We start from the raw sequence: 24,118 nt of genomic DNA, 5'->3' as shown, positions 1-24,118 counted from the left end.
AGATCGGACGCCGGATGTCCACGCTCAGCCACAGGGACCGAACCGCGCTCACGGCGATCATGGCGCACGAGCTGCGCACGCCGTTGAGCGTCATGCTCCTGCTCGCCGAGCAGCTGGCCGCAAACGACGGCGACACCATGACCGAACAGCAGGTCGAGTACTCGCGGGTCATCCACGCGTGCGGCAAGGACCTGATGGGCGTGGTCGACAGCCTGCTCGACCTCGCACGATCCGAGGCCGGGGCTCTGACGGCGGAGTTCACCGAGGTCGACATCGCCGAGCTTCGAAGTGCGTTGTGCCGGGAGTTCGCCTACCTCGCCCGCGGGCAGCTGCTCGAGCTGCTCGTCGAGGTGGCTCCCGACGTCCCCGACCTCATCGTCACCGACCACCAACGGCTGCGGCAGATCCTCACGAACCTGCTCGGCAACGCGATCAAGTTCACGCCGCAAGGTGACGTCCGGGTCTGCTTCGCGATCACCGATGCTCCGCGGGACGCGGCGACCGATTGGATCGCCGTCGATCGGCCCGCGCTTGCCGTCTCGGTCATCGACACCGGCATCGGGATCGCGCCGGAAGATCACGAGCGGATCTTCGAGAGCTTCGCGCAGGCGCACCACGGTCGCACCCGCCGCTCGGGCGGCGCCGGTCTCGGCCTTGCCATCAGCCGCGAGCTCGCCGAGCTCCTGGGCGGGCGGATCACCGTGAGCAGCCGACCCGGCGAAGGCAGCACGTTCACGCTGTACCTTCCGCTCGACCGCCCGGTCAACGACGTACCGCTGATCCCGCCGCGTGACCATGCCGGCGACGGCGAGGACGATCTGGCGGTCACCGTTCGGATCAGGGGCGCCTTGCGACCGGTCGCTGAGTCGGTGATCCACCAGTGAGCAGCCCGCAACGGATCCCCGTGCTGGTGGTCGACGACGATCCGGCCAAACGGCTGGCCCTGCGCGCGGTCGTGGCGCCGCTGGGTTACTCGGTGGTGGAAGCGGCTTCGGGCGCAGCAGCGCTGCAGTGCGTCGCCGCGCAGGACTTCGCGGTGATCCTTCTCGACGTACTCATGCCGGTGATGGACGGCCTCGAGACCGCCGCGGCGATCCGGCGCCAGAGTCGTTCCGCGCTCACCCCGATCATCTTCATCACGGCGTTCGCCGACAGCGACCTTGCGCGCACCGACTTCTTCGCCCAGGGTGCCGTCGACTTCATCCACGCACCCGTTGTCGCACAGGAGCTGCAGGCCAAGGTGTCAGTGTTCGCGGGCCTGTACGCGAACGCCGCCGAGCTGAGTGCCAAGGCGCGCACTGCCGAGGAGTCGGCGAGCCGGCTGGAACGGTTGAACGTCGAGCTCGCGACGATTGCCCGCCGAGACCCGCTGACCGGGTTGCGCAACCGGCGCGCGTTGAGCGAGGACCTGGAGATGCTCGAGGCCAGGGTGCGGCGCTACGCACATCGCTACTGCATGGCCGTCACCGACGTCGACTACTTCAAGAGCTACAACGACGCGTTCGGGCATCAGGCGGGTGACGAGGTGCTGCAGGCAGTCGCTGCGCGCCTGATCGGGCTGCTGCGCACCGGGGACTCGGTCTACCGCTACGGCGGCGAGGAGTTCCTGTGCGTGTTTGCCGAGCAGGGTGTCGACTCGGGCGTCACCGCAGTCGAGCGCCTCCGCGCAGGGGTTCAGGCGTTGGGAATCCCGCATCCCGCCAGCCCGGAGGGGATGGTGACGCTCAGCGCCGGCGTCGCGATCCTGGATGCGCGCGACGGGTGGTCGGCGAGCCAGGTCCTCAAAGCGGCGGACGACGCGTTGTACGACGCCAAGCGACTCGGCCGCAACCGGGTCGAGTACGCCGCATTCACCGGCTCGCAGGCCGGTGACCTGTCGGCCGGTCGGCCGCTCTCGCTCGACCGCGGCTACGTCGGGCCGGTCGAGAGCGAGCCCCGCGAGCCCTCGGCGATGGGGGGCTGAAACCCGGACAAAGCACGCTATTTGCTTTGCTTAGTGTACCGTCCGGACGGTATACTAAGGCCATGGCCACCGGCACCAGGGATCGGATCCTCGACGCCGCGGAGAGCATCGTGATCCGCGACGGCGTGGCCCGGTTGACCCTGGAGGCGGCCGCGGCCGAGGCCGGGCTGAGCAAGGGCGGCGTCCTCTACCACTTCCACACCCGGGACTCGCTCGTCTCCGCGATGGTCGAGCGGATGGTGGCCGGGTTCGATGCCGAGCTCGACACCGAGGCAGGAGCCGACGACGGTCCGCCGGCCGGCCGGTACACCCGTGCTTACATCCGTGCCAGCGTGCGGCGGGCCAGCACCCCCGAGGAGATTCGCCGCGAGCGAGCCGGCGCCGCAGTGCTCGCCGCGATGGCCTGTGAGCCGCAGCTGCTGAAGCCGATGCGCGAGTCCTTCGACCGCTCCCAGGCGCAGTTCCTCGACGACGGCATCGACCCGGTGGCCGCCACGGTCGCCCGGCTGGTGTCCGATGGACTCTGGCTGGTGGAGCTGTTCGGCTTCGCACCGTTGGACGAGCCGCTGCGCACCAAGGTGGCGGCCTTCGTCGAGGAGCTGGCGCGATGACCAGGTCGGCTCGTCGTTTCATTCTCGTGCTCACCGGCACGGCGTTCGTCGAATGGCTCGGCGCCAGCGCGATCCTTCCGCTGCTGCCCGCCTACCTTCGTCACCAGGGCACGTCCACCGGTGGGGTCGGCCTGGTCATGTCGGCGTACTTCTTCGCCGGGCTGCTCGTGCAGTACCCGCTCGGCCGCCTCGGTGACCGGATCGGACAGCGGCCGGTGCTGATCGGCGGCCTGCTGAGCTACGCGGTCGGAAGCCTCGGGTTTCTCCTGCATCCGGACGCGATCGGCTACATCGTGCTGCGTGGCGCGCAAGGCGCCGGTGCCGGCGCCGTGCAGGTCGCCTCCTTCGCGCTGGTCGGTGCCGTCGTACCCATCGACCGCCGCGGCCGCGCGTTCTCCTGGCTGTTCGCCGGCCAGCTCGGCGGCATGGCGATCGGCCCGCTGGCCGGCAGCCTCGCCGGCATCTCGGGGATGGCTTGGCTGTTCGTCGCCACGGCGGCAACCTCGACGGTCGCCAGCCTGTGGGTGGTCACCAGCCTGCCGAAGGTCGCTGCGATGCGCGATGCGACCCACACCCGCCTGGTGGTGAGCCGGTTGCTGCTCGGCGTCGTCGTGACCGGCGTCGTCGGCGGTCTGATCACCGGCGTCTACGAGACCTGCTGGACGTTGCTCCTCGACCTGCGCGGCGCGCACGCGTGGGAGGTCGGCTTGTCCTGGACGTTGTTCGCTGCGCCGTTCGCCGCGTTCTCGCCGGTCGCGGGCTGGATGACGGATCACCTGAACCGGATCGTGCTCACGATCGCCGCCCTGACGTCGTCGGTGTTCTTCGCCGCGCTCTACCCGTTCCTTCACACGCTTCCGCTGTTGATCGGGCTCGGCTCGATCGAGTCGATCGGCGTCGCGGTCGCCTATCCGGCGGCGCAGTCGCTGCTCGCACAGAGCGTTCCGGCTGCTGCGCTGGGCCGCGCACAAGGATTGTCGAACGCGACCCAGACCGCGGCGATGGCCGTCTCTGCGGCGGCGGCCGGCGCGTTGTTCGGGATCGCGCCGTGGGTTCCGTTCGTCGGTGCCGCAGCATCGGCTGCAGTGTTGATCGGCTGCCTGCCACTGATCTGGCGACACGGTGTGCCGCAGCAAGAAACCGTTGTCGCCGACCGCAAAGTGAGCGTCGTGGTCTGACGCCGGTTACGATCGCGCCCACTCCTCGGTGGATCCGAGCTGAACAGCGGCGACTGCGCTCGTCGCGAGAAGGGCAGCGAGCATGGGGACGTCCTCCGCATCAACCGGCGTCGAACCCGAACGGGTTCAGGAGCTGCTGACCCGGGAACGAGAGCGCTTCGTCGCGAACCATCCCCGGTCGGTGGAGTTCCGCCGGGCCGCCGCGGGCTCGCTGCTCTACGGCGTACCGATGAACTGGATGACCCGTTGGGCGAGCCCGACCCCGATCGTCGTATCCGGCGCGCACGGCGCCGAGCTCGAGGACATCGATGGGCACACGTACGTCGATCTCTGCCTGGGCGACACCGGCGCGATGGCGGGCCACGGGCCGGCGCCCGTGGTCGCCGCGGTCAGCGAGCAGATGAGCAAGGGCGCCACCTTCATGCTGCCCACCGAGGACGCCCGGTGGGTCGGCGAGGAGATGGCCCGCCGGTTCGGGATGCCGTACTGGCAGTTCTGCCTCACGGCATCCGACGCGAACCGGTTCGTCCTGCGACTCGCGCGACACATCACGGGGCGTTCGAAAGTCGTCGTCCACAACTGGTGCTACCACGGCTCGGTCGACGAGACCGTCGCAACGCTCGACGAGTCGGGGGCGGTTGTGCCCCGAGAGGGCAGCGTCGGCCCGTCGCTCGACGTGCGCCAGTCGACCCGTGTGGTCGAGATCAACGACATCCCTGCACTGGAGAAGGCGCTCGCTGACGAGCAGGTTGCGTGCGTGCTCGTCGAGCCCGCGCTGACCAACATCGGGATCGTGCTGCCCGATCCCGACTACCACGCCGAACTGCGGCGGATCACCAAGCAGACCGGCACGTTGTTGGTGATCGACGAGACCCACACGATCTGTGCCGGACCGGGCGGCTACACCGCGCGGCACGCCCTCGAGCCCGACCTGCTCACCATCGGCAAGACGATCGGCGGGGGAGTGCCGGTCGCGGCGTACGGCGTGAGTGAGGCGGTCGCCGCCAAGATCGTCGAGCAGACCTTCTGGCAGGAGGCCGACGTCGGGGGGATCGGCGGAACGCTGGCCGGAAACGCGCTCTCGCTCGCGGCGACCCGCGCGACCCTGTCTGAGGTCCTGACCGGCGACGCGTTCGAACGGATGGAGGCACTCGCGGTCCGGCTCTGTGACGGCATCGAGTCGGTGATCGAGGCGCGTCAGGCGCCGTGGCACGTGACCCGGCTCGGCTGCCGTGCCGAGTACCTGTTCAGTCCGGCGATGCCGCGTAACGGTGCCGAGGCCGCCGCAGCCGGCGACGCCGATCTCGACGGCCTGATCCACCTCGCGATGCTGAACCGCGGCGTGGTGCTGACGCCATTCCACAACATGGCGTTGATGTCGCCGGCGACGACCGCGGAGCAGATCGACCGGCACACCGAGGCCTTTGCCGAGATCGTGGGCGACCTGCTCGGCTAGCTCCGCCGGCTGCGTCGACGGGCGTATTGCAGGTTGTTGACAATCCTCACAGCCGACAATACGGTGGCGCGAGCCGAGCCGGAAGGCCGGCCCATCGCCGACCGCGCCCCGCGAAGGAGCCTCCGTGCCGAACGCCGGTGACCGCACCATCCGCACCGTGGCGGCCCGGGAGGTGCTCGACTGCCGCGGGCTGCCCACCGTGCAGGTCGACGTGGTTCTCGCCGACGGCTCGCTCGGTCGGGCGGACGTGCCGTCCGGGCGCTCGACCGGGGCCTACGAGGCCCGCGAGCTACGCGACGGCGGCAGCCGCTACGGCGGGTACGGCGTGCGGCAGGCGGTCGCCAACGTGGTTGACGTCCTTGGACCGGGGGTGGCCGGCTGGGCGGCGGACTCCCAGCGCGCGCTGGACCGTCGGCTGGTCGAGCTCGACGGCACGCCCGACAAGTCCGCCCTCGGCGCGAACGCGTTGCTCGGGGTCTCCCTCGCAGCGGCCCGGGCGTCCGCGGCGTCAGCCGGGTTGCCGCTCTACCGCTACCTGAACGCGGACGGCCACCTGCTCCCCGTCCCGCTGGTCAACCTCATCAACGGCGGCCGGCACGCGGCCGGCCAGCTGCAGTTCCAGGAGTTCATCGTCGTACCGATCGGCGCCCCGACGTTCGGCGCCGCTCTCGCCGAGAGCTCCGAGGTCAACCTTGCGCTCGCCGACGTGCTCGAGGCGAAGTACGGCCGCAGCGCGCTGGCCCTCGGTGACGAAGGCGGCTACGTCCCGCAGATCTCCGATCCGCGGGAGGCGTTGGAGCTGCTTCACGCCGGGGTCGACAAGGCCGGCCACACCGGCCGGTTCGCCTACGGGCTGGACTGCGCGGCCACCCATTTCTACGACGCCGACGACAACGTCTACCGGTTGGCGGGCAAGGCGATGCCCGCGGCCGAGCTGCTCGCGCTCTATCTCGAGCTGATCCAGGACTTCGGCATCGTGACCATCGAAGACCCGTTCGCCGAGGACGACTTCGAGAGCTTCGCCGCCTTGACCGCGCAGGGCGGGATCCAGATCGTGGGCGACGACCTGTTCGTCACCAACTCCGCCCGGCTGCTGCGCGGGATTGCCGAGGGCGCCGCGAATGCGCTGCTGTGGAAGGTCAACCAGATCGGGACCTTGTCCGAGGCGATGGACGCCGCCGCGATCGCGACCGGCCACGGGTACGCCGTCTGCGTGTCCGAGCGCTCCGGCGAGACCGAGGACCCGATCATTGCGGACCTCGTCGTTGCATTGAACGCCGGCCAGATCAAGACCGGTGCACCGGTGCGCGGCGAGCGGACGTCGAAGTACAACCGGCTGCTCCAGATCGAGGAGGAGCTCGGCGTCGCCGCGCGCTACCCCGGACCGCAGTTCCCGTCGACCAGCGTGAGCCGCGGCGCGTGACGGTCGAAGCCGCGCAGGCTCAGCCGAACGCGGTTGCGGCGCGCCCGGCTGACCTCGCGCCGGTGGCGAACGCCGCGACCCTGCTCGACCACGGCCTCGCCGGGTTGCGCGGCGTCGTCCTCGATGTCCTGGCGACCGGCTTACGAGCGGCGGATCCTGTTGCGGCAGTGGACGAGGCCGTCACGGTCAGTGGATCGAGCCTTCGCGTCGGTGGGCGGTCGTTCGATCTCGACGACTACGGCGCGGTCGTCGTGCTCGGAGCCGGCAAGGCGAGCCTCTCGATCGCGGCCGGCCTCGAACGCAAGCTCGGCGACCGGATCGACCGGGGGCTGGTCGTCCGCCGGCGTGGGCAGCCCGGTGGGCTCGACCGGATCGAGGTGCTCGACGCGGACCATCCGGTGCCGAGCGAAGCCAGCCTGGTCGCGGGACGCCGGCTGGTGGACGCTGCCGGGCAGTGCCGGCCGGGTGACCTGCTCATCACGGCGTTCACCGGTGGCTCGTCCGCGCTCGCCTGCGTGCCGCCCGATGGCGTCGACTTCGTCGCGAAGCAGGCGCTGCACGCGATGCTCCTGGACAGCGGCGCGTCGATCGCCGAGGTCAACACCGTGCGCAAGCACGTGTCGCAGATCAAAGGCGGCCGGCTGGCGGCGCTCGCGAACGGCGCGACGATCGTGAACCTCACGCTGTCGGACGTCGTCGGTGATGCGGTCGACCTGCTGTGCGACGTGGTCGTTCCCGACAGCACGGACTGCGATGGCGCGGTCGCCGTACTGCGTCGTTACGGCCTGTGGGAAGCGGTCGACCCGGCGATCCGCGCGCACCTGAGTACGCCGGAGGCCGAATCGCCCTCGCTCGCCGGGCTGGACATCACGACCACGGTGCTGGTGACCGGGGCGACGGTCGTCGATCGGATGGCCGAGCGGGTGCGTGCGCTCGGCTGCACTCCGGCAATCCTGGGCACGTCCCTCGCCGGCGACGGGGGGGCCCTTGGAGCGTTGCTCGGGTCCCTTGCCTCGGAGTCCTCCGTGCACGGTCGCCCGTTCGCCGCAGGGACGGTGCTGGTCGCTGCCGGTGGCGAGGCAACCGTGTCAATCCAACGGCGCGAAGGTGTCACGATCGGCGCCGGCGGTCCCAATCAGGAGGTGGCGGTGGCGTTCGCGCGCGCGGTCGCGGGGGGCGCGCGTGCCGCTGCCGGGTTCGTCGACAGCGATGGTTCCGACGGTGGCACCGAGGCGGCCGGTGGGTGTGTCGACAGCAGCACGCTGCCGTCGGCACGGGCAATGGGCGTCGATCTCGACAGTGCCTTGATCCGTCACGACTGCCAGTCCACCCTCGAGCGGCTGGGCGACCTCGTCGTCACGGGGCCGACCGGGACCAACATCTCCGACCTGCTCGTGGTGGCGATCGAGACGTCGACCGCCGAGCCGGGGACCGGACCGTCATGACCGAGCGGGCAGACGTCGTCATCGTGGGTGGCGGGCACAACGGCCTTGTCGCGGCGTACTACCTGGCGCGGTCAGGGCTGCGGCCACTCGTGCTGGAGCGGCGGCCGTTCGTCGGCGGCGCGTGCGTCACGGAAGAGTTCGCCCCCGGGTACCGGGCCAGCACGGGTGCCTACGTGCTTGCGATGCTGCGACCGGAGGTGTGGCGCGACCTCGGGTTGCGCCGGCGCGGCATCACGGTGAGCCCGGCCGGACCGACCCTCAACCTGTTGCCCGACGGCACCTCGTTGCTCATCGGCGACGACCCGGGCGAAACCACCGCTGCCATCGCCCATCACTCGGCGCACGATGCGGACGCGGTCGGGCGCTTCGAGTCCGAGCTCGGTGCGCTCTCCCAGGTGCTCCTGCCCACGATGGACCTTCCGGCGCCGGACCCGTCGCTGAGTCATCTGCGCGACTGGTCTACCGCCGCCCGGCTCGGCCGCTTGGGTGCACGGCAGCGAAAGCTGCTTGCAAAGACCCTGCGCTTGCTGGTGGCGTCCGCAGGCGACTACCTGGACGAGTGGTTCGACAGCGCCATCGTCAAGGCCGCAATGGGCTGGCATGCGATCAACGACAGCCTGGCCGGGCCGTACAGCTCCGGCACCGGCATCGTGCTGCTCCACGACCACGCATCCGGTGACCCCGATGGCGGGATCCGGCAGTGGGGTTTCGTCGACGGTGGGATGGGGCGGGTCACCGCCGCCATGGCCGACGCCGCCGTCGAGGCCGGCGCCTCGATCCGCACCGGTACGACGGTCATGTCGGTCACTGTCGCAGGCGACCGCGTGACCGGCGTCGTGCTCGACGACGGCGAGGAGATCACCGCCCCGATCGTGTTGTCCAACGCTGATCCGCGGCACACCTTCCTGACCCTCTGCGACAAGGTCGCCCTGCCGGACGAGTTCGTCAGTGCGATCCAGAACTTCCGTTGCGAGGGCACGAGCATCAAGATCAACCTCGCTCTGGCCGAGCTGCCGCGGGTACGGGACGACCGCTCGTCCGACGTTCAGCCCTACCACCGTGGGATCCTCGAGATCGGCCCGCCGCTTGACGTCCTCGACGTCCAGCAGGCCGATGCGCGACGGGGGATCGCCGCGACCGGCTCTCACGTCGAGATCTGCTTCCCCACGGTCCACGACCCGACGCTGGCCCCGGAACGTCGGCACATCGCCACCATCGACGTGAACTCCCAGCCCTATCGGCGCGCCGACGGCAGCTGGGACTCGATCAAGGATGCGGTCGCCGACCGCGTGGTCGAGGAGCTGGGTCAGCTCCTCCCGAACCTGCCCGGTGCCGTTCTCGAGCGGCAGGTGCTCTCACCGCTGGATCTGGAACGCGTACTCGGTCTCACCGGCGGTCATGCGCTGCACGGCGACATGACGCTCGACCAGCTGTTCGTCTTCCGGCCCGCCCTGCACTACTCCGACTACCGGACTCCGGTCGCCGGTCTCTACCTCTGCGGTGCCGGCACCCACCCCGGTGGTGGCGTCACCGGTGCGAACGGACGCAACTGCGCCGCGGCCGTCCTCTCCGACCGGCGCCGCCGCCGCGGGAGGTCGCGGTCGTGACGCCGTTCGAGTTCCAAGGTCGGCCCGTGCCCGACATCATCACGCCGATGCCGGGGCCGGCCAGCCGCGCACTTCGGGCTCGGGAGCGCTCCGTGCTCTACCGCGGCACGGGCGAGCACCTCGCGCCGATCGTCATGACGCGCAAGTCGGGGTTCGTCATCGAGGACGTCGACGGCAACCTGCTGCTGGACATGGCGAGCGCTTCCGCATCGGTGCCACTCGGCGCCGCTCCACCGCGATTAGTCGAGGCGGCGAGCCGTGCGATCGCGCGATTCGGCAATGAGGACAGCCACGTCTTCACCACCGAGTACGTCGCGCCGTTGGCCGAACGGCTGATCGAGCTGTCGCCGCCGCGCTGCACGCGGGTGGACTTCGCGCTCAACGGCACCGAGGCGGTCGAGACCGCCGTCCGAGTGATGCGCCGCGCCACCGGCCGGCCCGTGATCATCGGGTTCCTCGGCGGCTACCACGGCGAGACGTCCGTGACCGCCACCCTCGGCGCCGAAGCAGCCGAGATCGGTCGCGGCGCGCGTGGCTTGGTTCCCGGCTTCCTGCACGTGCCGTACCCGAACTCGTACCGATCGCCGTTCGGCGAGCCGCGCACCGGCGGCACCGGCGACGCAACCGTCGACTACCTCAACGACTTCCTGCTGTTCCATGCGGTCGATCCCGGCGACGTGGCCGGTCTGGTCATCGAGCCGGTGCTGGGGTCGGGCGGCGTCGTGCTGCCACCACCGAGCTTCTTTCCCGCACTCGCCCGGCTGTGCGACGAGCACGACTGGCTGTTGTGCGCGGACGAGGTCAAGACCGGATGTGGCCGCACCGGCACCTTCCTCGCGGTCGAGCGGCTCGGTGTCGATCCGGACCTGATCTGCATGGGAAAGGCGCTCGGCGGCGGCGTCATGCCGATCGGCGCGGTGCTCGGCTCGGAGCGCGCGCTCGGGGCGTTCGACGACCTGTCGACGGGCAGCACGTGGGCATGGCTGCCGGCCAGTTGTGCAGCGGCGCTGGCGATGCTCGAGGAGATCACCGCACCCGGAGTCCTCGACCACGTGCGCGCGATCGAGGAACGATCGCGACAGGTGTTCGGCGGGCTTCGCGACAGCTTTGATGCCATCGGGGACGTTCGCAGCGTCGGCGCGCTGACCGCCATCGAGTTCGTCAGGGATCACGCGAGCAAGCAGCGGGCGGCGGACCTTCAGGATGCGGTGGCACACGAGATGTTCAGCCGCGGGCTGGTTGCGGACTCCAGCACGACGTCACTGAACATCCAGCCCTCGCTGATCACCCCACTCGACGTCCTCGACCAGGCGGCCGGGATCGTCGCCGATTCGATCCGGGCGGCCGAGTCGAGAGCCGAGGACGGTACCTAGGAAGGGAGGCGGCCCGTGAACTGGACCGAGTACGTCATCAAACGGGTGGCGTTCACGATCGTGACGATCTTCGTCGCGATCTCGCTGAACTTCCTGCTCTTCCGGGTCCTTCCGGGTACAGCGGTAACCAACCTGGCCCGGATCCCCGACGCCTCGATCCAGCTCAAGCGACATCTGCGCGCGGAGTTCGGTCTGAACCAGTCATTGGGCCGGCAGTACTGGGACTACCTGAAGCAGCTCGCGCACGGCAACCTCGGCAACTCCTTCGCGAACCAGCAACCGGTCTCCAAGAATCTCCGGCTTGCGCTGGAGAACACCATCCCCGTCGTCACCATCGCGACGATCCTTTCGTTGATCGTCGGCATCGCCACCGGGGTCTACTCGGCCTGGCGGCGCGGGTCGATCGGGGACCAGATCAGCACCAACGCGGCGATCGTGCTCTACGCGCTGCCGACCCAGTGGATCGCACTGGTCCTGCTGATCGCGTTCTCGAAGTACCTGCCGACGGCGGGTGCGTCGAACCCGTTCGCCGTCACTCCGCCACCGTTCTGGCAACACCTCGACGACATCGCCGCGCACATGGTGCTGCCGGCGCTGACCCTGGTCCTGACGTTGTACGGCGGCAACACCCTGATCGTTCGGTCGGCGCTGCTCGAAACCTTGGGTGAGGACTACATGCTCACCGCGCGCGCGAAGGGAATCGGGCGTGGCCGGATGATGTGGTCGCACGCGCTGCGTAACGCGATGTTGCCGATCGTCACCCTGGTCACGCTGTCGCTGGGCTCGATCGTTGCCGGAGCGATCCTGATGGAAGTGGTCTTCTCGTGGCCGGGCATCGGCTCCGCGCTGTACCAGGCCGTGGTGCAGCGCGACTACCCGATGTTGCAGGGTGGCTTCCTGCTGTTCACCGTGTCGGTGGTCTTGTTCAACCTGCTCGCCGACCTGCTCTACTTCAAGCTCGACCCGAGGATCTCCCAGTGACCGACGTCGCGGTTGCACCGACCGAGACGGTGCCGGTGCAGGGTTCTGGACCGAAGCGTGCTCTGAAGAGCTTCACGTCGTTGCTGAGGCAGCGTCCGTCGGCCGCGGTCGGGCTCGGAATCCTGCTGTTCTTCATCGTGCTGTCGGTCATCGCACCGTGGATCGCGCCGCACTCGACCCAGAACCCGAGCGGCCCGGTCTATGCCGGTCCGTCGGCGAAGCACTGGTTCGGGACGGACGACGGCGGCGTCGACGTCCTCAGCCTGGTGCTGGTCGGTGGCCGGGTCTCGCTGATCGTGGGTGCGGCGGCGACCGCGGTGGCGATGGGTGTCGGTGGCGTGATCGGCGTACTGTCCGGCTACTTCGGTGGCTGGATCGACATGCTGCTGATGCGCATCACCGACTACTTCCTCGTCGTGCCCGACCTCGTTCTGATGATCGTCGTCGCGACGTTGTGGGGACCGAGCCTCTCGCACGTGATCCTGGTTATCGGCCTGCTGCTCTGGACTTCGACCGCCCGCATCGTCCGGGCCGAGGTCAAGAGCGTGCGCGAGCGGGTGTACGTCCGGCGCGCGCGGACGATCGGCGCGGGCCACACCACGACGATCTTCCGCCATGTGCTGCCGCAGGTCGCACCGCTGCTGATCGCGAACACGGTGTTGAGCGTCGCGATCGCGATCTTCGACGAGACCTCGCTGGACTTCCTCGGGCTCGGCGACCCGAACGGCACGAGCTGGGGGATCATCCTCGAGCACGCGAACGAACGCACCGCGGTCAGCTACGGCGCATGGTGGACCGTCGTGCCGCCGGGCATCTGCATCGCCGCCGTCATCGTCGGCTGCTACCTGCTCGGCCAGGCGCTCGAGGACGCACTGAACCCACGGCTGCGGATCTCGCACTTCGCCTTCCGTAGTTGGCGGTTGCGACCGCTGGTCGGCCTCGGGAAGGACGCCACATGAGCGCCCCGACCGGAGGCGACCACCTGCTCGAGGTCGAGGGCCTCGAGGTCTTCTTCGACCTGCCGAACGGCGAGCTGCACGCGGTCCAGGGCGTCGACCTCGCTCTCGATGCGGGTGAGCGGCTGGCGATCGTCGGGGAGTCGGGGTCCGGCAAGACGACCACGATTCTTGCGCTGATGGGGCTGCTCCCGCCGAGCGCGTCGCTTCGTGGCACGGTCCGGTTGGGCGGCCGGGACCTGCTCTCTCGCGGTGAACGCGGGACGGACGAATGGCGCTGGCGCGACATCGCGACCGTCTTCCAGGGCGCGATGAATGCGCTGAACCCGGTCCGCACCGTTGGCTGGCAGATCTGCGAGCCGATGCGCGTGCACGACACGGACACCGGCACCGCAGCGCGCGAGCGCACGCGTGAGCTGCTCTCGCTGGTCGGTCTCCCGGCCGCGATCGAGCACTCCTACCCGCATCAGCTCTCCGGCGGGATGCGCCAGCGCGCGGCGATCGCGATGGCGCTCGCCTGTGAGCCGAAGGTGCTGCTCGCCGACGAGCCGACCACCGCGCTTGACGTCGTCGTACAGGCGAGCATCCTCGACCTGCTGCGTCGGCTGAGCGACGAGCTGGACCTCGCTCTGATCCTCGTCACCCACGACCTGGCCGCTGCCGCCTCGACCTGCGGGCGGCTGGCGGTGATGTACGCCGGGCGCATCGTCGAGTCCGGGCCGGTGAGCTCGATCGCCGAGCGCCAGGAGCACCCCTACACGCGACAGCTGTTCACCGCGATCCCGGATCTCTACGACCGCCGGTCGGTGCGAGCGATCCCGGGTGCACCGCCGCGGCTGGACCACGAGGTCCTCGGTTGCGCGTTCGCTCCGCGTTGCGACGTGCGCTTCGGCCGATGCGACCACGAGCGCCCAGTCCTGCTCCGGGTCGGCGCGAGCTGGGAAGCGGCCTGTCACCTGGCCGGTCCCGGAGCGCCTGCGGCGGCAGGTTTGCCCGGCTCCGCGGACGACGCTGCGGCCCGCGCGGAGGTCCCCGTCCAGCCGGTGTCCTCCGGGGATCCCGCGCTCGAGCTCGACGGCATCGCGGTTCGGTTCCCGCGCCGGCGAAGTCTCGGCAAGCTGCTCCGCGGCCGGCCGAGAGAGATCGTGCGTGCCGTCGACGGGGTGTCGCTCGGGCTCGTGCCGGGAGAGATGGTCGCTCTGGTCGGTGAGTCGGGATCGGGCAAGACGACCACCGCACACGCGATCGTCGGCAACGTCAGCACCAGTGCGGGCACGGTGGTGGTGTCCGGCCACGAGCTGTCGCGGATGGATCGCAAGGCCCGCCGGCGGCTCCGGCACTCCGTGCAGCTGGTCTACCAGGACCCCTACGAGTCCCTCGACCCGCGGATGCGGGTGCGCGCGATCCTCGACGAGCCGTTGCGCGTGAACCGCATCGGAAGCGGTCGCAAGGAGCGGCAGCGTCTCGCCGCCGAAGCACTGTCGAAGGTGGGGATGGATCCCCCGGAGCTGTTCCTCGGCCGGTTCCCGCACGAGCTGTCCGGCGGTCAGCGCCAGCGGGTCGCGATCGCTGCCGCGCTCGTCATGAACCCGGCGATCCTGGTCGCAGACGAGCCCGTGTCGATGCTGGATGTCTCGGTGCGCGCCGAGGTGCTCGAGGTGCTCGACACGTTGCGGCGTACCCAGTCGGTGTCGATCGTGATGATCACGCACGACCTGTCGACGGCCGCCCACTACGCGGACCGGATCGCCGTGATGTACCTCGGCCGGATCGTCGAGCAAGGCCGGGCCGCCGACGTGGTGGCCGCCCCGCGGCACCCCTATACCCGTGCGCTCGTCGACGCGGTGCCGGTCGTTCGCGGCGGCGACCGCCGGCCGACGGTGATCTCGGGCGAGATCCCCGACGCCGCCGCGATCCCACCCGGGTGCCGCTTCGCGCCGCGTTGCCCGCTCGCAGTGCCCGAATGCCGGGACGTCGACCCACCGCTGCTGCCGGTCGCGGAGGGGCACTCGGCCGCATGCGTCCTGTTGCAGGTCGCCGGGACGGTGGCGACGTGAGGGCGCGGCGGACCGCTTTCGCGGTGCTGGCGGCGGCGATGCTGCTCGCCGGCTGCGACCGCGGAGTCTCACTGAACGACCCCGGCATCCCTGGTCCGGGAGGCTTCCTGCGGATCGGCACCATCTCGATCATCAACTCGATGAACCCCTGGATCACCGACGACCAGCTCGCACTTGACACGCAGAGCGACATGTATCCGCGGATCATCCAGTACAACCTCAAGACCCTCGACTTCGAGCCTGCGTTCGCGACGAAGTGGGTGTTGTCGAACCATGGCCGGACCTGGACCTTCACCACGCGGCCCGACGCCGAATGGTCCGACGGCAAGCCGCTGACCGCGCAGGATGCGGCGTGGACGATCTCGACGATGGTGCGCCTGCACAAGGGCGCAGCGGCGTTGTGGGCGAGTGCGGTCGCGGGGGTTCTCACCGCGGTCGCGCCGAACCCGACCACACTCGTCGTCACCTACAAGAAGCCCGAAGGTGACGCGCTCGCGAACCTCGAGCAGATTCCTGTGCTGCCCGAGCATGTCTGGGCGAAGTACGCCGTGGGCAACGGCAAGGCGTTGCACAGCATCCCGAACACGCCGACCTCCGGTCATCCGATCGTCTCGGGTGGACCGTTCATCTTCGTGAAGTACACCTACAACGAAGCGATCGTCTTCGCCCGTAACCCGCACTACTACGGGCCGCCGGCCCACATCGCGGGCTTCGGGGTCGAGCTGTTCTCCAACGACGATGCGCTGGTCGCGGCGATGCGCGCGGGCGAAGTCGATGCCGCGACGGGCGACCCCAACCTTCCGCCGACCGATGTCCGGCCGCTCAAGAAGAACGGCTTCCGGATCATCGCCCTGCCCGCAGTCGCGTTCAACGACCTGATCATCAACACCAACCCGAAGCTCACCAATCACCGAGAGCTGCTGAACCCCAACGTCCGCAAGGCTTTCGAGTACGCCACTGATCGCAACACGATCGATCGCGTCGCCTACCTCGGGTACGCGCAGGCCGCGCAGTCGATCGTTCCGCCGGCATCAGGGAAGTGGTACGACCCGGCGGTCAAGCCGCTGCCCTACGACATCGCGAAGGCCAACCAGCTGCTCGACGCCGCCGGCTACAAGATGGGTCCGGGCGGGGTCAGGGTCGCCGACGGGCATCAGATGTCGTACACCGTGTATCTATCCACCGACAACGGTGGTGAGGGGATCCGGACCGGCCAGATCATGACCAACGACTTCAAGAAGATCGGGGTCAAGCTCAGCTTCCAGTACACCGACGACGACGCGCTCAACGACGACCTGACCGCGGATCACTACCGGAAGTTCAACCTGGCGATGTGGGGCTGGGACACGTTCATCGACCCGACGTACATCCTCGACGCGATGACCTGTTCGCAGTGGTACGACAACAGTGACTCGGGCTACTGCAACCCGACGTACGACAAGCTGTACAAGGAGCAGGGCGCCACGACCAACGTCGCCAAGCGGCGCAAGATCGTCTACCGGATGCAGGAGATCGTCGCGAACGCCCGGCCCTACATCGTGCTGCAGGACCTCGACGTGCTCGAGGCGTGGAACCCGCGCTGGCAGGACATCATCCAGTCGCCGGACGGGTGGTTCAACCAGTTCTCCTGCGACGGGCAGACCTCGATCCGGCTGGCGCCGGGCGCGACCTGATGCTTCGCGGTCCCCGCTACGACGACTGGAACATCCGGCGGGCGTACCAGTCCTTGTCGTTGCGCACGCCCGGCAACGCGAAGAAGTAGCCGCCGCCCACCGGGCTGACGTAGTCGACCATCGGCTCGCCGACCAGCCGGAGCTGGGTGGCCTCGAACTGCCGCCTCACGTTCTGCTGGAAGCAGTTGAAGACCAGGCCCATGTCGAGGTTGCCGTTGAGGTCGATCCCACGGTCGTAGTTGTAGCCCCGGCGGTAGATCCGGCTCGGCTCGGTGCGCAGGGTGCGCGGGTTGGCCAGCCGGATGTGGGCGTCGAGTGGGATCACCTTGCCGTCCGGATCCGCCCTGAAGTCGGGGATGTCGCTCTCCTTGGTCCCGTCCAGCGGAGCACCGCTCGTACGGAACCGCCCGATCATCGTCTCCTGCTCGTGTAACGAGACCCGGTCCCAGAACTCGATGAACATCTTGATGACCCGGCAGACGTGGTAGCTGCCGCCGATCGCCCACGTGGGCTCGCCGTGGCCGGGCTCGACCCACAGCAGCTGGCGCGCGACAGAAGAGTCGTCGACCCGCGGGTTGGCGATGCCGTCCTTGAAGCCGAGGTGGTTGCGCGGCACGCCCGAGGGCCGCGAAGGGGAGATGAACCCGTCGATCCGCCAACGCGCCGCCATCGCGCCGCGGGTGTGCTTGGCGATGTCGCGAAGGGCGTGGATCGCGGTGTCGGCGCTGCCCGCACAGATCTGTAGCAGCAGGTCACCGCCGGTCTGCGCCGGGTCCAGGTTGTCGTTGGGGAACGACCGCATCGGCGTGAGGTGGCGCGGTTTCGCGGCGGCAAGCCGGTAGCGGTCGTCGAACAACGTCGAGCCGACACCGACGGTGACGGTGAGGCCGTCCGGCGGGACGATCGGGCCGAGCGTGCCGCTGTCCGCCGGCGGTGCGCCGGCACCGAGGTTGTGTGGAGTGCCGCCGGCCGTGAGGAACCGGGCCCGGTTGGTCAGCTCCCGGAACAGCTCGCGCAGCTCCTTGCGGTCTCCGGCGGTGACGTCGAAGGAGGCGAAGCACGCAGCTGGCTGGGGAGTCGTGATGATGCCCGCCTGGTGCAGGCCGTGGAACGGTACGGCGGGCAGGTGCGCCGCCGGGTCCCGAACGGTGGGGACCTCTGGCGCCTCGTCGCGCTCACCTTCCCGGCGGCCGCTCGTCGCGGCCTTCGCGGCGGCCGGATCCAGCGCTCCGAGCACGGCAGCTGCCGCCACCGCGCCGAGGCCGCTGCGGCCGAGGAACTGACGGCGGTCGATCGTCATGACTTGCCGATCGTGAGCAGGTCAGGAATGGGCGCCAGGACGTTCAATGCGTGACCGGTTGCGGAGTCGACCGCCTCGCGTTGGCGCCGCGGCAGGTCAGTGACGGCGACCCAGCTGCCGTCGGACTTGGTTGCGTCGAGCGTCCGGTCCAGGCGGGACAGCGCGGCCCGGGCGTGTGTGTCCAGGTGCGGGGCTCGGGGCTTGAGCAGCGAGCCGAGCAGCGTGAGGAACTCGCGCGTTCCGGCCACGTCGGCGTGCACCGACGCGAGACTCGTGCCGCTGCCGTAGTCGTCCTCGCCGCTGAGCGAGTCGCGCAATGCGTCCTCGAGGATCTCGTGGCAGCGCAAGGGAAGCCCGCTCACGCCGGCCAGGTCGTAGGGCAGCCACTTGGCGATCGGCCGTCCCGTCAGCCGGCCGACGTCCTTGACGAGCACCTGGCTGTCCGCCGCCGCGGCGCTCACGTCCTGGTCGGTCCAGAGGTCCCACTCGATCCGGTGAAAGCCGGTGAACTGCGGGCTGGAGGTGCCGCCGTTCAAGCCCGCGGTCGTGCCGTCGATCTTGCGGCCGAGCGCCCCAAATGCGCTGTAGGCGCCGTCGTCCTGACCGATCCGCAACCAGGTCTGGTGAGCGACCAGCCACTCGCTCTCGGCCGCGTCTACGTCGTCGCTGCCGAGGTCGGCCATCAGTGTCGACGTCTGCGTGGTGAGCAGGCCGAGCTCGCGCACGACGTACGCCCGGTAGGCCTTCATCGCGGGCACCAGCTCGTCGCGGGAGAGTGGCACGATCGGCTTGCCGTGGCCGCCGTACACGTGCTCGAGCGGGACGGTCTCGACGTCGGAGACGCGCGACGGCCGGCCGGCGAGGTAGCAGCCCCACTGCAGGTGCTCGCCCCGACTCAGGCGGACCGCGATCCGGCGGGTCGAGTGCGGCTTGATCCGCTTTGCCGCGGCCACGATCCGGTCAGTCTGCGGGTGGAACAGGTACATCGTCAGCGACTCGGCGGACCGGTTCGCGATCCGGAAGTGCCGGCGACCGGAGTTCGGTGCCCACCACCTCGGTGCGCACGTTGTCGTGCTCACCTTGATCAGCTCGCCGCTCGGGTGCCTCGCAGCGGCGCTGGCCGGGCCGGATGCGGAGACGGCAGTGGTGACGGCGAACGCCGCCGTCACCACTGCCGCTCTTGCCTGCCGCACGCTTGCCTGCCTTGCTTCCGCCGTCCGGAACCGGACGGCGGGTGGATTGTCAGCGTTTCGTGTAGACGTCCGCGCCGAACGATACGACCTTCGTCTGCCGGGCATCGCCGAGGTGGGACAGCCCGAAGATGTCCTCGATCGTCCGCAGCAGCGAGAAGTGGTTGTACGGCTTGCTGCTGACCGTGCCGGGCTTGATGTAGCGCGACAGGACGACCGCACCGACCCGGCCACCACCCGGACCGTAGAGCCCCGGCTCGTTCATGTTGGGGTGCGACGGGTCGGAGTAGCCGAGGCTGTCGTGCTCGCCGCAGCACGCCGTGGCGTCCTCGTCGGAGCCGGACTCGTCGAAGTTGATGACGATCATGCCGTTCTTCTTGTATGCCGGTGACGCCATGATGGTCGGGATCCACTTCTTCAGGAAGTCGTTGACCCGCGGCAGTCCGCCCTTGCGACCGTCCTGGCACTTCGGGGTGTCGTGCCCGTCGGCGCAGGTGTTCGGGGTGATGAACGAGTAGTTCGGCGTGGTCGAGATCTTCTTCAGGTCGCTCGTAAGCGGACTCATCGTGAGAACGTGGCTGTCGCAGTACGCCGGGTCGCCCGTGATCGACTTGAAGTACATGAACGGGTCGTGCCGGGTCGCGTAGCTGTCGTTCTTCGGTGACGTCGAGTCGGTGAGGTCGACCCCACCGAGCTTCGGGTGCCCGCAGGCCGGGCCGTTCGCCGTCTTCACCGTCTTGTCACGGCTCGGGATCTTGCCCATGTCCTCTTCGTAGGCCTTCCAGGTCAGGCCCTTCGCGGTCAGCTGGTTGACCACGGTCTTGACGTACTTCGGGTAGACGCAGCCCTCGCCCGACAGCTGGTGCAGCTTCGGCGTCCACTTGTCGTAGTTCTCTCCGCCGAACTGGATGAACGGCTCGTAGAGGCCGCAGTCCTGGCCGAGCTCGTAGTTCGAGTTCTGCCCGGAGATCATCGCCGTGTAGTTGTCCAGGCTGTCGTGCCCGATCCCGTAGTAGTGGGTGAGCAGCGCACCCTTCGCCGTCAAGGTCTTGGTGAGATACGGCGCCTGGGCTTCGCCTGCCTTTCCGAACGTGTATCCGAAGGATTCATTTTCGAGCACGATGATCCACACGTGCTTGATCGGCGGCTGCTTGAACGCCGCGGCCGGATGGGCCGCTGCCGGCCGGGATCCGGCACCGGTCGCAGTGGCGTTCGGGATCGCGATCGCGAGCCCCACCACGAGTGCGAGGCCGGCGGTCGCGACCGTCGCGAGTCGGGATCTGGACAGCATGTTGGGCACAGCAGGCTCCTCTGCTCGGGCTGATCGAGGGCGCTCGTCGGCGGGAAACTAACAGATTGCAGACAACAAGACAACAGGACAGTCCGACGATGCGGCCGGGATGCCCGCTTCAGCACACAACCGAAGCTCGGGGATAGCGCACAACGCTTCAGCGGCGCCGAAAGCGGTACGAACCGCGGGCGGTTGTGTGCTGAAACGGGCGGGGCTCAGGCGCCGGTGCAGATGGCGAGGTCCGCGGCGAACGCGGGGTAGCTGGTCGCGACCGCCTCGAAGCCGGTGATGGTCGAGCGCCCGGTGGCAGCGGTCGCCGCGATCGCCGCCGCCATCGCGATCCGGTGGTCGCCGTGACTGTCGACCGTGGCGGCCCGAAGCGGCGCACCGCCGGTGATGGTGAGCCGGTCGCCCTCGGCGACGGCCGGTACGCCGAAGCCGGTCAGCAGCTGCGTGATCGTCGCCAACCGGTCGGACTCCTTGACGCGGAGCTCCCCGGCACCGCGGATCACCGTCGTACCGCTCGCGAGGGCGGCTGCCACGGCGAGCGCGGGGATTTCGTCGACCAGGCCGGGCACCTCATCGGGTGCAACCTCGGTCGCGACCAGCGAGCGACCGCGCACCGAGATCGTGGCGGCGCTGCCGCCGGTCGCATCGATGTCGATGTCGGCCCCCATCCGCCGGAGGACGTCGAGGAAGCCGTCGCGTGCCGGGCCCAGGTAGACGTCCTCGACGGTGATCTCGCTGCCGGCGACGCCGGCCGCGCCGGCAATCCAGAACGCGGCCTGGGACGGGTCGCCGGGCACCGACTCGTCGAGCGCGTGCAGTGATGAGGGCCGCAGCCTGACGGTCGTGCCCTCGATGCTCACGTCCGCGCCGCGCGCGGCGAGCATCTCCTCGGTGTGCCGCCGGCTCACCGCCGGTTCCCTGACCACGGTTACGCCGTCGGCCGCCAGCCCGGCGATGAGGACCGCGGACTTCACCTGAGCGGACGCGACCGGGCTCGAATAGTCGATGCCGTGAAGCGAGCCGCCCGTGATGACGAGGGGCGCGAACCGTCCCGCGGCCGGCCCGCCGACGGTTGCGCCCATCAGCCGTAGGGGCTCGGCGACCCGGTCCATCGGCCGGGAGCGGATCGACGCATCGCCGTCGAGCTCGGTGCGCCCGGGGAGCCCGGCGGCGACTCCGGCGAGCAGGCGGATGCCGGTGCCGGAGTTGCCGACGTCGATCACCTGGCCGCTCGCGTGCAGCCGGCCGCCTTCGATGCATACGCCGGCATCGGTGAGCTCGACGGTGGCACCGAGCGATTCGACCGCGGCCAGCGTGTGCCGGACGTCGGCGCCATCCGACAGGCCGTTGATCGTGCTCGTTCCGGATGCGAGCGCCGAGAACAGGATCGCCCGATGCGAGATCGACTTGTCGCCGGGCATGCGCAGCCGGCCTCGAAGCGGCGTGCCGCCGGTGACCTCGAGCGTGGCCGGGTCGGGTGGGGCCGGTGCGGTGGGCTCGCTCACGGCCGTGTCGAGCGCGGTCGCGACCGCTGCACCCCGGCTACCATAGTTGTCTCATTGTAGGCAATCCGCCGTCGCGGGCCGGGGTCGGGCGCCGTGGCCGGAAGAGGGTGAGCGGTGTCGACTCCGAGTTCGGGTTCGGGTGCGGGTTCGCTCGAGCCGCTCCATCTGCAGAGCACGCCGGCGCTGATCGCCGACCGGCTGCGGGCGGAGATCCTCGACGGCACCTTTCCGGCCGATGCGCAGCTGTCCGAGATGGAGCTCGCCCGCCAGCTGCGGGTCAGTCGCGGCCCGATTCGCGAGGCGATGCAGCGGCTGATCCAGGAAGGCCTGTTGCGCGCCGAGCGCAACCGTGGCGTGTTCGTGGTCCAGCTCGACCAGGACGATGCGCGCGACGTCTACCTCGCGCGTGGGGTGATCGAGCGCGCCGCCGCCGCCATCGTGACCCAGCAGATGCCCGGCGGCGCGCTCGCGGCACTCCAGTCGATCGTCGACCGGCTGGCGGTCCCCGGGCTCGACTGGAACGCCGTCATCACCGAGGACCTTGCCTTCCACCAGACCCTGGTCGAGGCCGCGGGCAGCCCGCGGCTGACCCGGATGTTCCGCACCTTGCTGGCCGAGACCCGGCTGTGCCTGATCCGGCTGGAACCGTTCTACGAGAGCGGCTCGGACGTCGTCGCCGAGCACCAGCGCATCCTCGACGCGCTTCGCGACGGCGACGTGGCGGCCGCCGACCGGCTGATCAGCTTGCACATGGATGCCTCCGCGGCGCGGCTGTCGGTGCCGAAGGCGGAAGCCGGCGAAGCGGCACCCGCGGGCTGAGCTCGCTGGTAGCACCCGTTTGCCCGCCTTCGGAGCCGTTCGGAGTACACAGCGGCGTTCGTGCCGATCCGACCAATTTCCTATGAGTCGATGGCGGCGGGGGGTCGCAGCGGCCGGTTTGGCGGCAATCTGCATCGCCGTGCCCTCGGCCGGCGCCGCACTGCCGTTCCCGTCCCACCACGCGGCCAAGCCCAAGGGGCACGCAGCGTTGCCGCTGCATGTCGTCGGCAATCACCTCGCCAACTCCAAGGGTCAGCGGGTTCGGCTGCTCGGGTTCAACAACTCCGGTGCCGAGTACGCCTGCATCGAGGGCTGGGGGATCTTCGACGTCGACACCGCAACGAACACCTCGGTGCCGACCTCGCACGTCGTCGCGATGGCGAAGTGGAGCGGCGCGAACGCCGTACGCGTCTCGCTCAACGAGCAGTGCTGGCTCGGGATCGGCGGAGTCAAACCGCAGTACGGCGGGGCGAGCTACCAGCATGCGATCGAGGCGTACGTCAGCGAGCTCAACGCACACGGGTTCGCGGTCATCCTCGACCTGCACAACAGCGCGCCCGGCAACGAGTCGTCGCTGTTCCAGGAGCAGATGCCGGACGCGCACAGCGTGACGTTCTGGTCGCAGGTGGCCGCGGCGTTCAAGGGCAACCGGTCCGTGCTGTTCGACCTGTTCAACGAGCCCTGGCCGATGAACCAGTCCCTGTCGAGCTCGGCCTGGAAGTGCTGGCGTGACGGCGGCTGCGTCCTGCACTCGCAGAACGGGCCGTTGATGTACACCGCGGTCGGGATGAACCAGCTGATCCAGGCCGTTCGCTCGGCCGGCGCACGCAACATCGTGCTGGTCGGCGGCCTGAACTTCGCGTCGTCACTCGGCGAGTGGCTGCGCTACGAGCCGACCGACCCGGACCACGAGATGGCCGCGTCGATCCACCTGTACTCCTTCGGCGGCTGCACCTCAGTGTCCTGTTACAACGGCGCACCGGCGGCGGTTGCCAAGAAGGTGCCGCTGGTGATCGGGGAGTTCGGCGCGGACCTGACCGCCAGCTACCAGGTGATCGCCGCCAACTGCCTGCCGAAGTACTCGGGCTCCACGGGGTTCGACAAGGCGCTGATCGGCTGGGCGGACGCACACGGCGCGAGCTGGCTGGCATGGACGTGGAACCCGTGGAACAACTGCCTGGCATTGGTGAAGAACTTCGCGGGCGCGCCGACCAGCCCGTACGGCGTTCGCGTCAAGGCGGATCTTCGAGCTGACAAGCAAAGCCACCGCGCATAGGTGAG

At 69.4% G+C, this 24,118-nt stretch carries 19 protein-coding genes; 15 read left to right on the top strand and 4 right to left on the bottom strand.

Annotated elements, in window-relative coordinates:
• Positions 1 to 14: 14 nt before the first annotated feature.
• From VME70_12955 to VME70_12895, 13 genes are all read left to right on the top strand, one after another.
• Positions 15 to 884, top strand: a complete 870-nt coding sequence (locus tag VME70_12955; protein HTW21108.1) for an ATP-binding protein — start codon at positions 15 to 17, stop codon at positions 882 to 884.
• A complete protein-coding gene (locus VME70_12950) occupies positions 881 to 1,963 on the top strand; it encodes a diguanylate cyclase (GenBank protein ID HTW21107.1) in 1,083 nt (360 codons plus the stop codon). Before VME70_12955 ends, VME70_12950 begins: the two co-directional genes overlap by 4 nt.
• 62 nt (positions 1,964 to 2,025) lie before the next feature.
• Positions 2,026 to 2,574 carry a TetR family transcriptional regulator gene (locus VME70_12945; GenBank protein HTW21106.1) on the top strand — a complete coding sequence of 183 codons (549 nt, stop codon included), beginning with the start codon at positions 2,026 to 2,028 and terminating at the stop codon, positions 2,572 to 2,574.
• A complete protein-coding gene (locus VME70_12940; protein HTW21105.1) occupies positions 2,571 to 3,752 on the top strand; it encodes an MFS transporter in 1,182 nt (393 codons plus the stop codon). Before VME70_12945 ends, VME70_12940 begins: the two co-directional genes overlap by 4 nt.
• A gap of 82 nt (positions 3,753 to 3,834) precedes the next feature.
• Complete coding sequence (locus VME70_12935) at positions 3,835 to 5,208, top strand: transaminase (protein HTW21104.1); 1,374 nt, start codon at positions 3,835 to 3,837, stop codon at positions 5,206 to 5,208.
• Positions 5,209 to 5,332: 124 nt separating this feature from the next.
• The gene (gene eno, locus VME70_12930) at positions 5,333 to 6,631 is read left to right on the top strand and encodes a phosphopyruvate hydratase (protein HTW21103.1); all 1,299 of its coding nucleotides are present in this window, start codon (positions 5,333 to 5,335) and stop codon (positions 6,629 to 6,631) included.
• The gene (locus VME70_12925; protein ID HTW21102.1) at positions 6,628 to 8,076 is read left to right on the top strand and encodes a DUF4147 domain-containing protein; all 1,449 of its coding nucleotides are present in this window, start codon (positions 6,628 to 6,630) and stop codon (positions 8,074 to 8,076) included. The genes eno and VME70_12925 overlap by 4 nt, the downstream gene beginning before the upstream one ends.
• Positions 8,073 to 9,683: an NAD(P)/FAD-dependent oxidoreductase gene (locus tag VME70_12920; GenBank protein ID HTW21101.1), complete on the top strand. Its 1,611-nt coding sequence runs from the start codon at positions 8,073 to 8,075 to the stop codon at positions 9,681 to 9,683. Before VME70_12925 ends, VME70_12920 begins: the two co-directional genes overlap by 4 nt.
• Positions 9,684 to 9,709: 26 nt before the next feature.
• A complete protein-coding gene (locus VME70_12915; GenBank protein ID HTW21100.1) occupies positions 9,710 to 11,056 on the top strand; it encodes an aspartate aminotransferase family protein in 1,347 nt (448 codons plus the stop codon).
• A 15-nt stretch (positions 11,057 to 11,071) separates the two neighbouring features.
• On the top strand, positions 11,072 to 12,037 hold the full coding sequence (locus VME70_12910; protein HTW21099.1) for an ABC transporter permease: 966 nt from the start codon (positions 11,072 to 11,074) through the stop codon (positions 12,035 to 12,037).
• On the top strand, positions 12,034 to 12,996 hold the full coding sequence (locus VME70_12905) for an ABC transporter permease (protein ID HTW21098.1): 963 nt from the start codon (positions 12,034 to 12,036) through the stop codon (positions 12,994 to 12,996). The genes VME70_12910 and VME70_12905 overlap by 4 nt, the downstream gene beginning before the upstream one ends.
• Positions 12,993 to 15,050 carry an ABC transporter ATP-binding protein gene (locus VME70_12900; GenBank protein HTW21097.1) on the top strand — a complete coding sequence of 686 codons (2,058 nt, stop codon included), beginning with the start codon at positions 12,993 to 12,995 and terminating at the stop codon, positions 15,048 to 15,050. Before VME70_12905 ends, VME70_12900 begins: the two co-directional genes overlap by 4 nt.
• Positions 15,047 to 16,723, top strand: a complete 1,677-nt coding sequence (locus VME70_12895) for a peptide ABC transporter substrate-binding protein (GenBank protein ID HTW21096.1) — start codon at positions 15,047 to 15,049, stop codon at positions 16,721 to 16,723. The genes VME70_12900 and VME70_12895 overlap by 4 nt, the downstream gene beginning before the upstream one ends.
• 16 nt (positions 16,724 to 16,739) lie before the next feature.
• On the opposite strand, the gene efeB is transcribed toward VME70_12895, so the two are convergent.
• The 4 genes from efeB to aroA all read right to left on the bottom strand — a co-directional run bounded on the left by efeB (position 16,740) and on the right by aroA (position 22,018).
• Positions 16,740 to 18,023: an iron uptake transporter deferrochelatase/peroxidase subunit gene (gene efeB / locus VME70_12890; protein ID HTW21095.1), complete on the bottom strand. Its 1,284-nt coding sequence runs from the start codon at positions 18,021 to 18,023 to the stop codon at positions 16,740 to 16,742.
• The gene (locus VME70_12885; protein HTW21094.1) at positions 18,020 to 19,216 is read right to left on the bottom strand and encodes an EfeM/EfeO family lipoprotein; all 1,197 of its coding nucleotides are present in this window, start codon (positions 19,214 to 19,216) and stop codon (positions 18,020 to 18,022) included. Before VME70_12885 ends, efeB begins: the two co-directional genes overlap by 4 nt.
• 49 nt (positions 19,217 to 19,265) lie before the next feature.
• Positions 19,266 to 20,504, bottom strand: a complete 1,239-nt coding sequence (locus tag VME70_12880; GenBank protein HTW21093.1) for an alkaline phosphatase family protein — start codon at positions 20,502 to 20,504, stop codon at positions 19,266 to 19,268.
• Positions 20,505 to 20,719: 215 nt separating this feature from the next.
• Positions 20,720 to 22,018 (bottom strand): 3-phosphoshikimate 1-carboxyvinyltransferase, encoded by a 1,299-nt coding sequence (gene aroA / locus VME70_12875; GenBank protein ID HTW21092.1) that lies wholly within the window; start codon positions 22,016 to 22,018, stop codon positions 20,720 to 20,722.
• A gap of 114 nt (positions 22,019 to 22,132) precedes the next feature.
• Here aroA and VME70_12870 point away from each other — a divergent pair, with 114 nt between their 5' ends.
• Together VME70_12870 and VME70_12865 are read left to right on the top strand one after the other, a co-directional pair.
• On the top strand, positions 22,133 to 22,837 hold the full coding sequence (locus VME70_12870) for a GntR family transcriptional regulator (protein ID HTW21091.1): 705 nt from the start codon (positions 22,133 to 22,135) through the stop codon (positions 22,835 to 22,837).
• 82 nt (positions 22,838 to 22,919) lie between these two features.
• Entirely contained in the window at positions 22,920 to 24,113 is a 1,194-nt protein-coding gene (locus VME70_12865; GenBank protein ID HTW21090.1) for a cellulase family glycosylhydrolase, read from the top strand.
• Positions 24,114 to 24,118 lie beyond the last annotated feature (5 nt).

It is taken from the genome of Mycobacteriales bacterium (assembly GCA_035504215.1).
Taxonomy (GTDB): Bacteria; Actinomycetota; Actinomycetes; order JAFAQI01; family JAFAQI01; genus DATAUK01.
The sequence above is the reverse complement of the archived record's forward strand: the minus strand, read 5'-3'. Positions and strand labels throughout refer to the sequence as shown.

Excerpts from the sequence above, each read along its gene's own strand:
- VME70_12935 (HTW21104.1), top strand. The coding sequence starts at position 3,835 with ATGGGGACGTCCTCCGCATCAACCGGCGTCGAACCCGAACGGGTTCAG.
- VME70_12945 (HTW21106.1), top strand. The coding sequence starts at position 2,026 with ATGGCCACCGGCACCAGGGATCGGATCCTCGACGCCGCGGAGAGCATC.
- VME70_12955 (HTW21108.1), top strand. The coding sequence starts at position 15 with ATGTCCACGCTCAGCCACAGGGACCGAACCGCGCTCACGGCGATCATG.
- efeB (HTW21095.1), bottom strand. The coding sequence starts at position 18,023 with ATGACGATCGACCGCCGTCAGTTCCTCGGCCGCAGCGGCCTCGGCGCG.
- VME70_12880 (HTW21093.1), bottom strand. The coding sequence starts at position 20,504 with ATGCTGTCCAGATCCCGACTCGCGACGGTCGCGACCGCCGGCCTCGCA.
- VME70_12920 (HTW21101.1), top strand. The coding sequence starts at position 8,073 with ATGACCGAGCGGGCAGACGTCGTCATCGTGGGTGGCGGGCACAACGGC.
- VME70_12900 (HTW21097.1), top strand. The coding sequence starts at position 12,993 with ATGAGCGCCCCGACCGGAGGCGACCACCTGCTCGAGGTCGAGGGCCTC.
- VME70_12940 (HTW21105.1), top strand. The coding sequence starts at position 2,571 with ATGACCAGGTCGGCTCGTCGTTTCATTCTCGTGCTCACCGGCACGGCG.
- VME70_12865 (HTW21090.1), top strand. The coding sequence starts at position 22,920 with ATGAGTCGATGGCGGCGGGGGGTCGCAGCGGCCGGTTTGGCGGCAATC.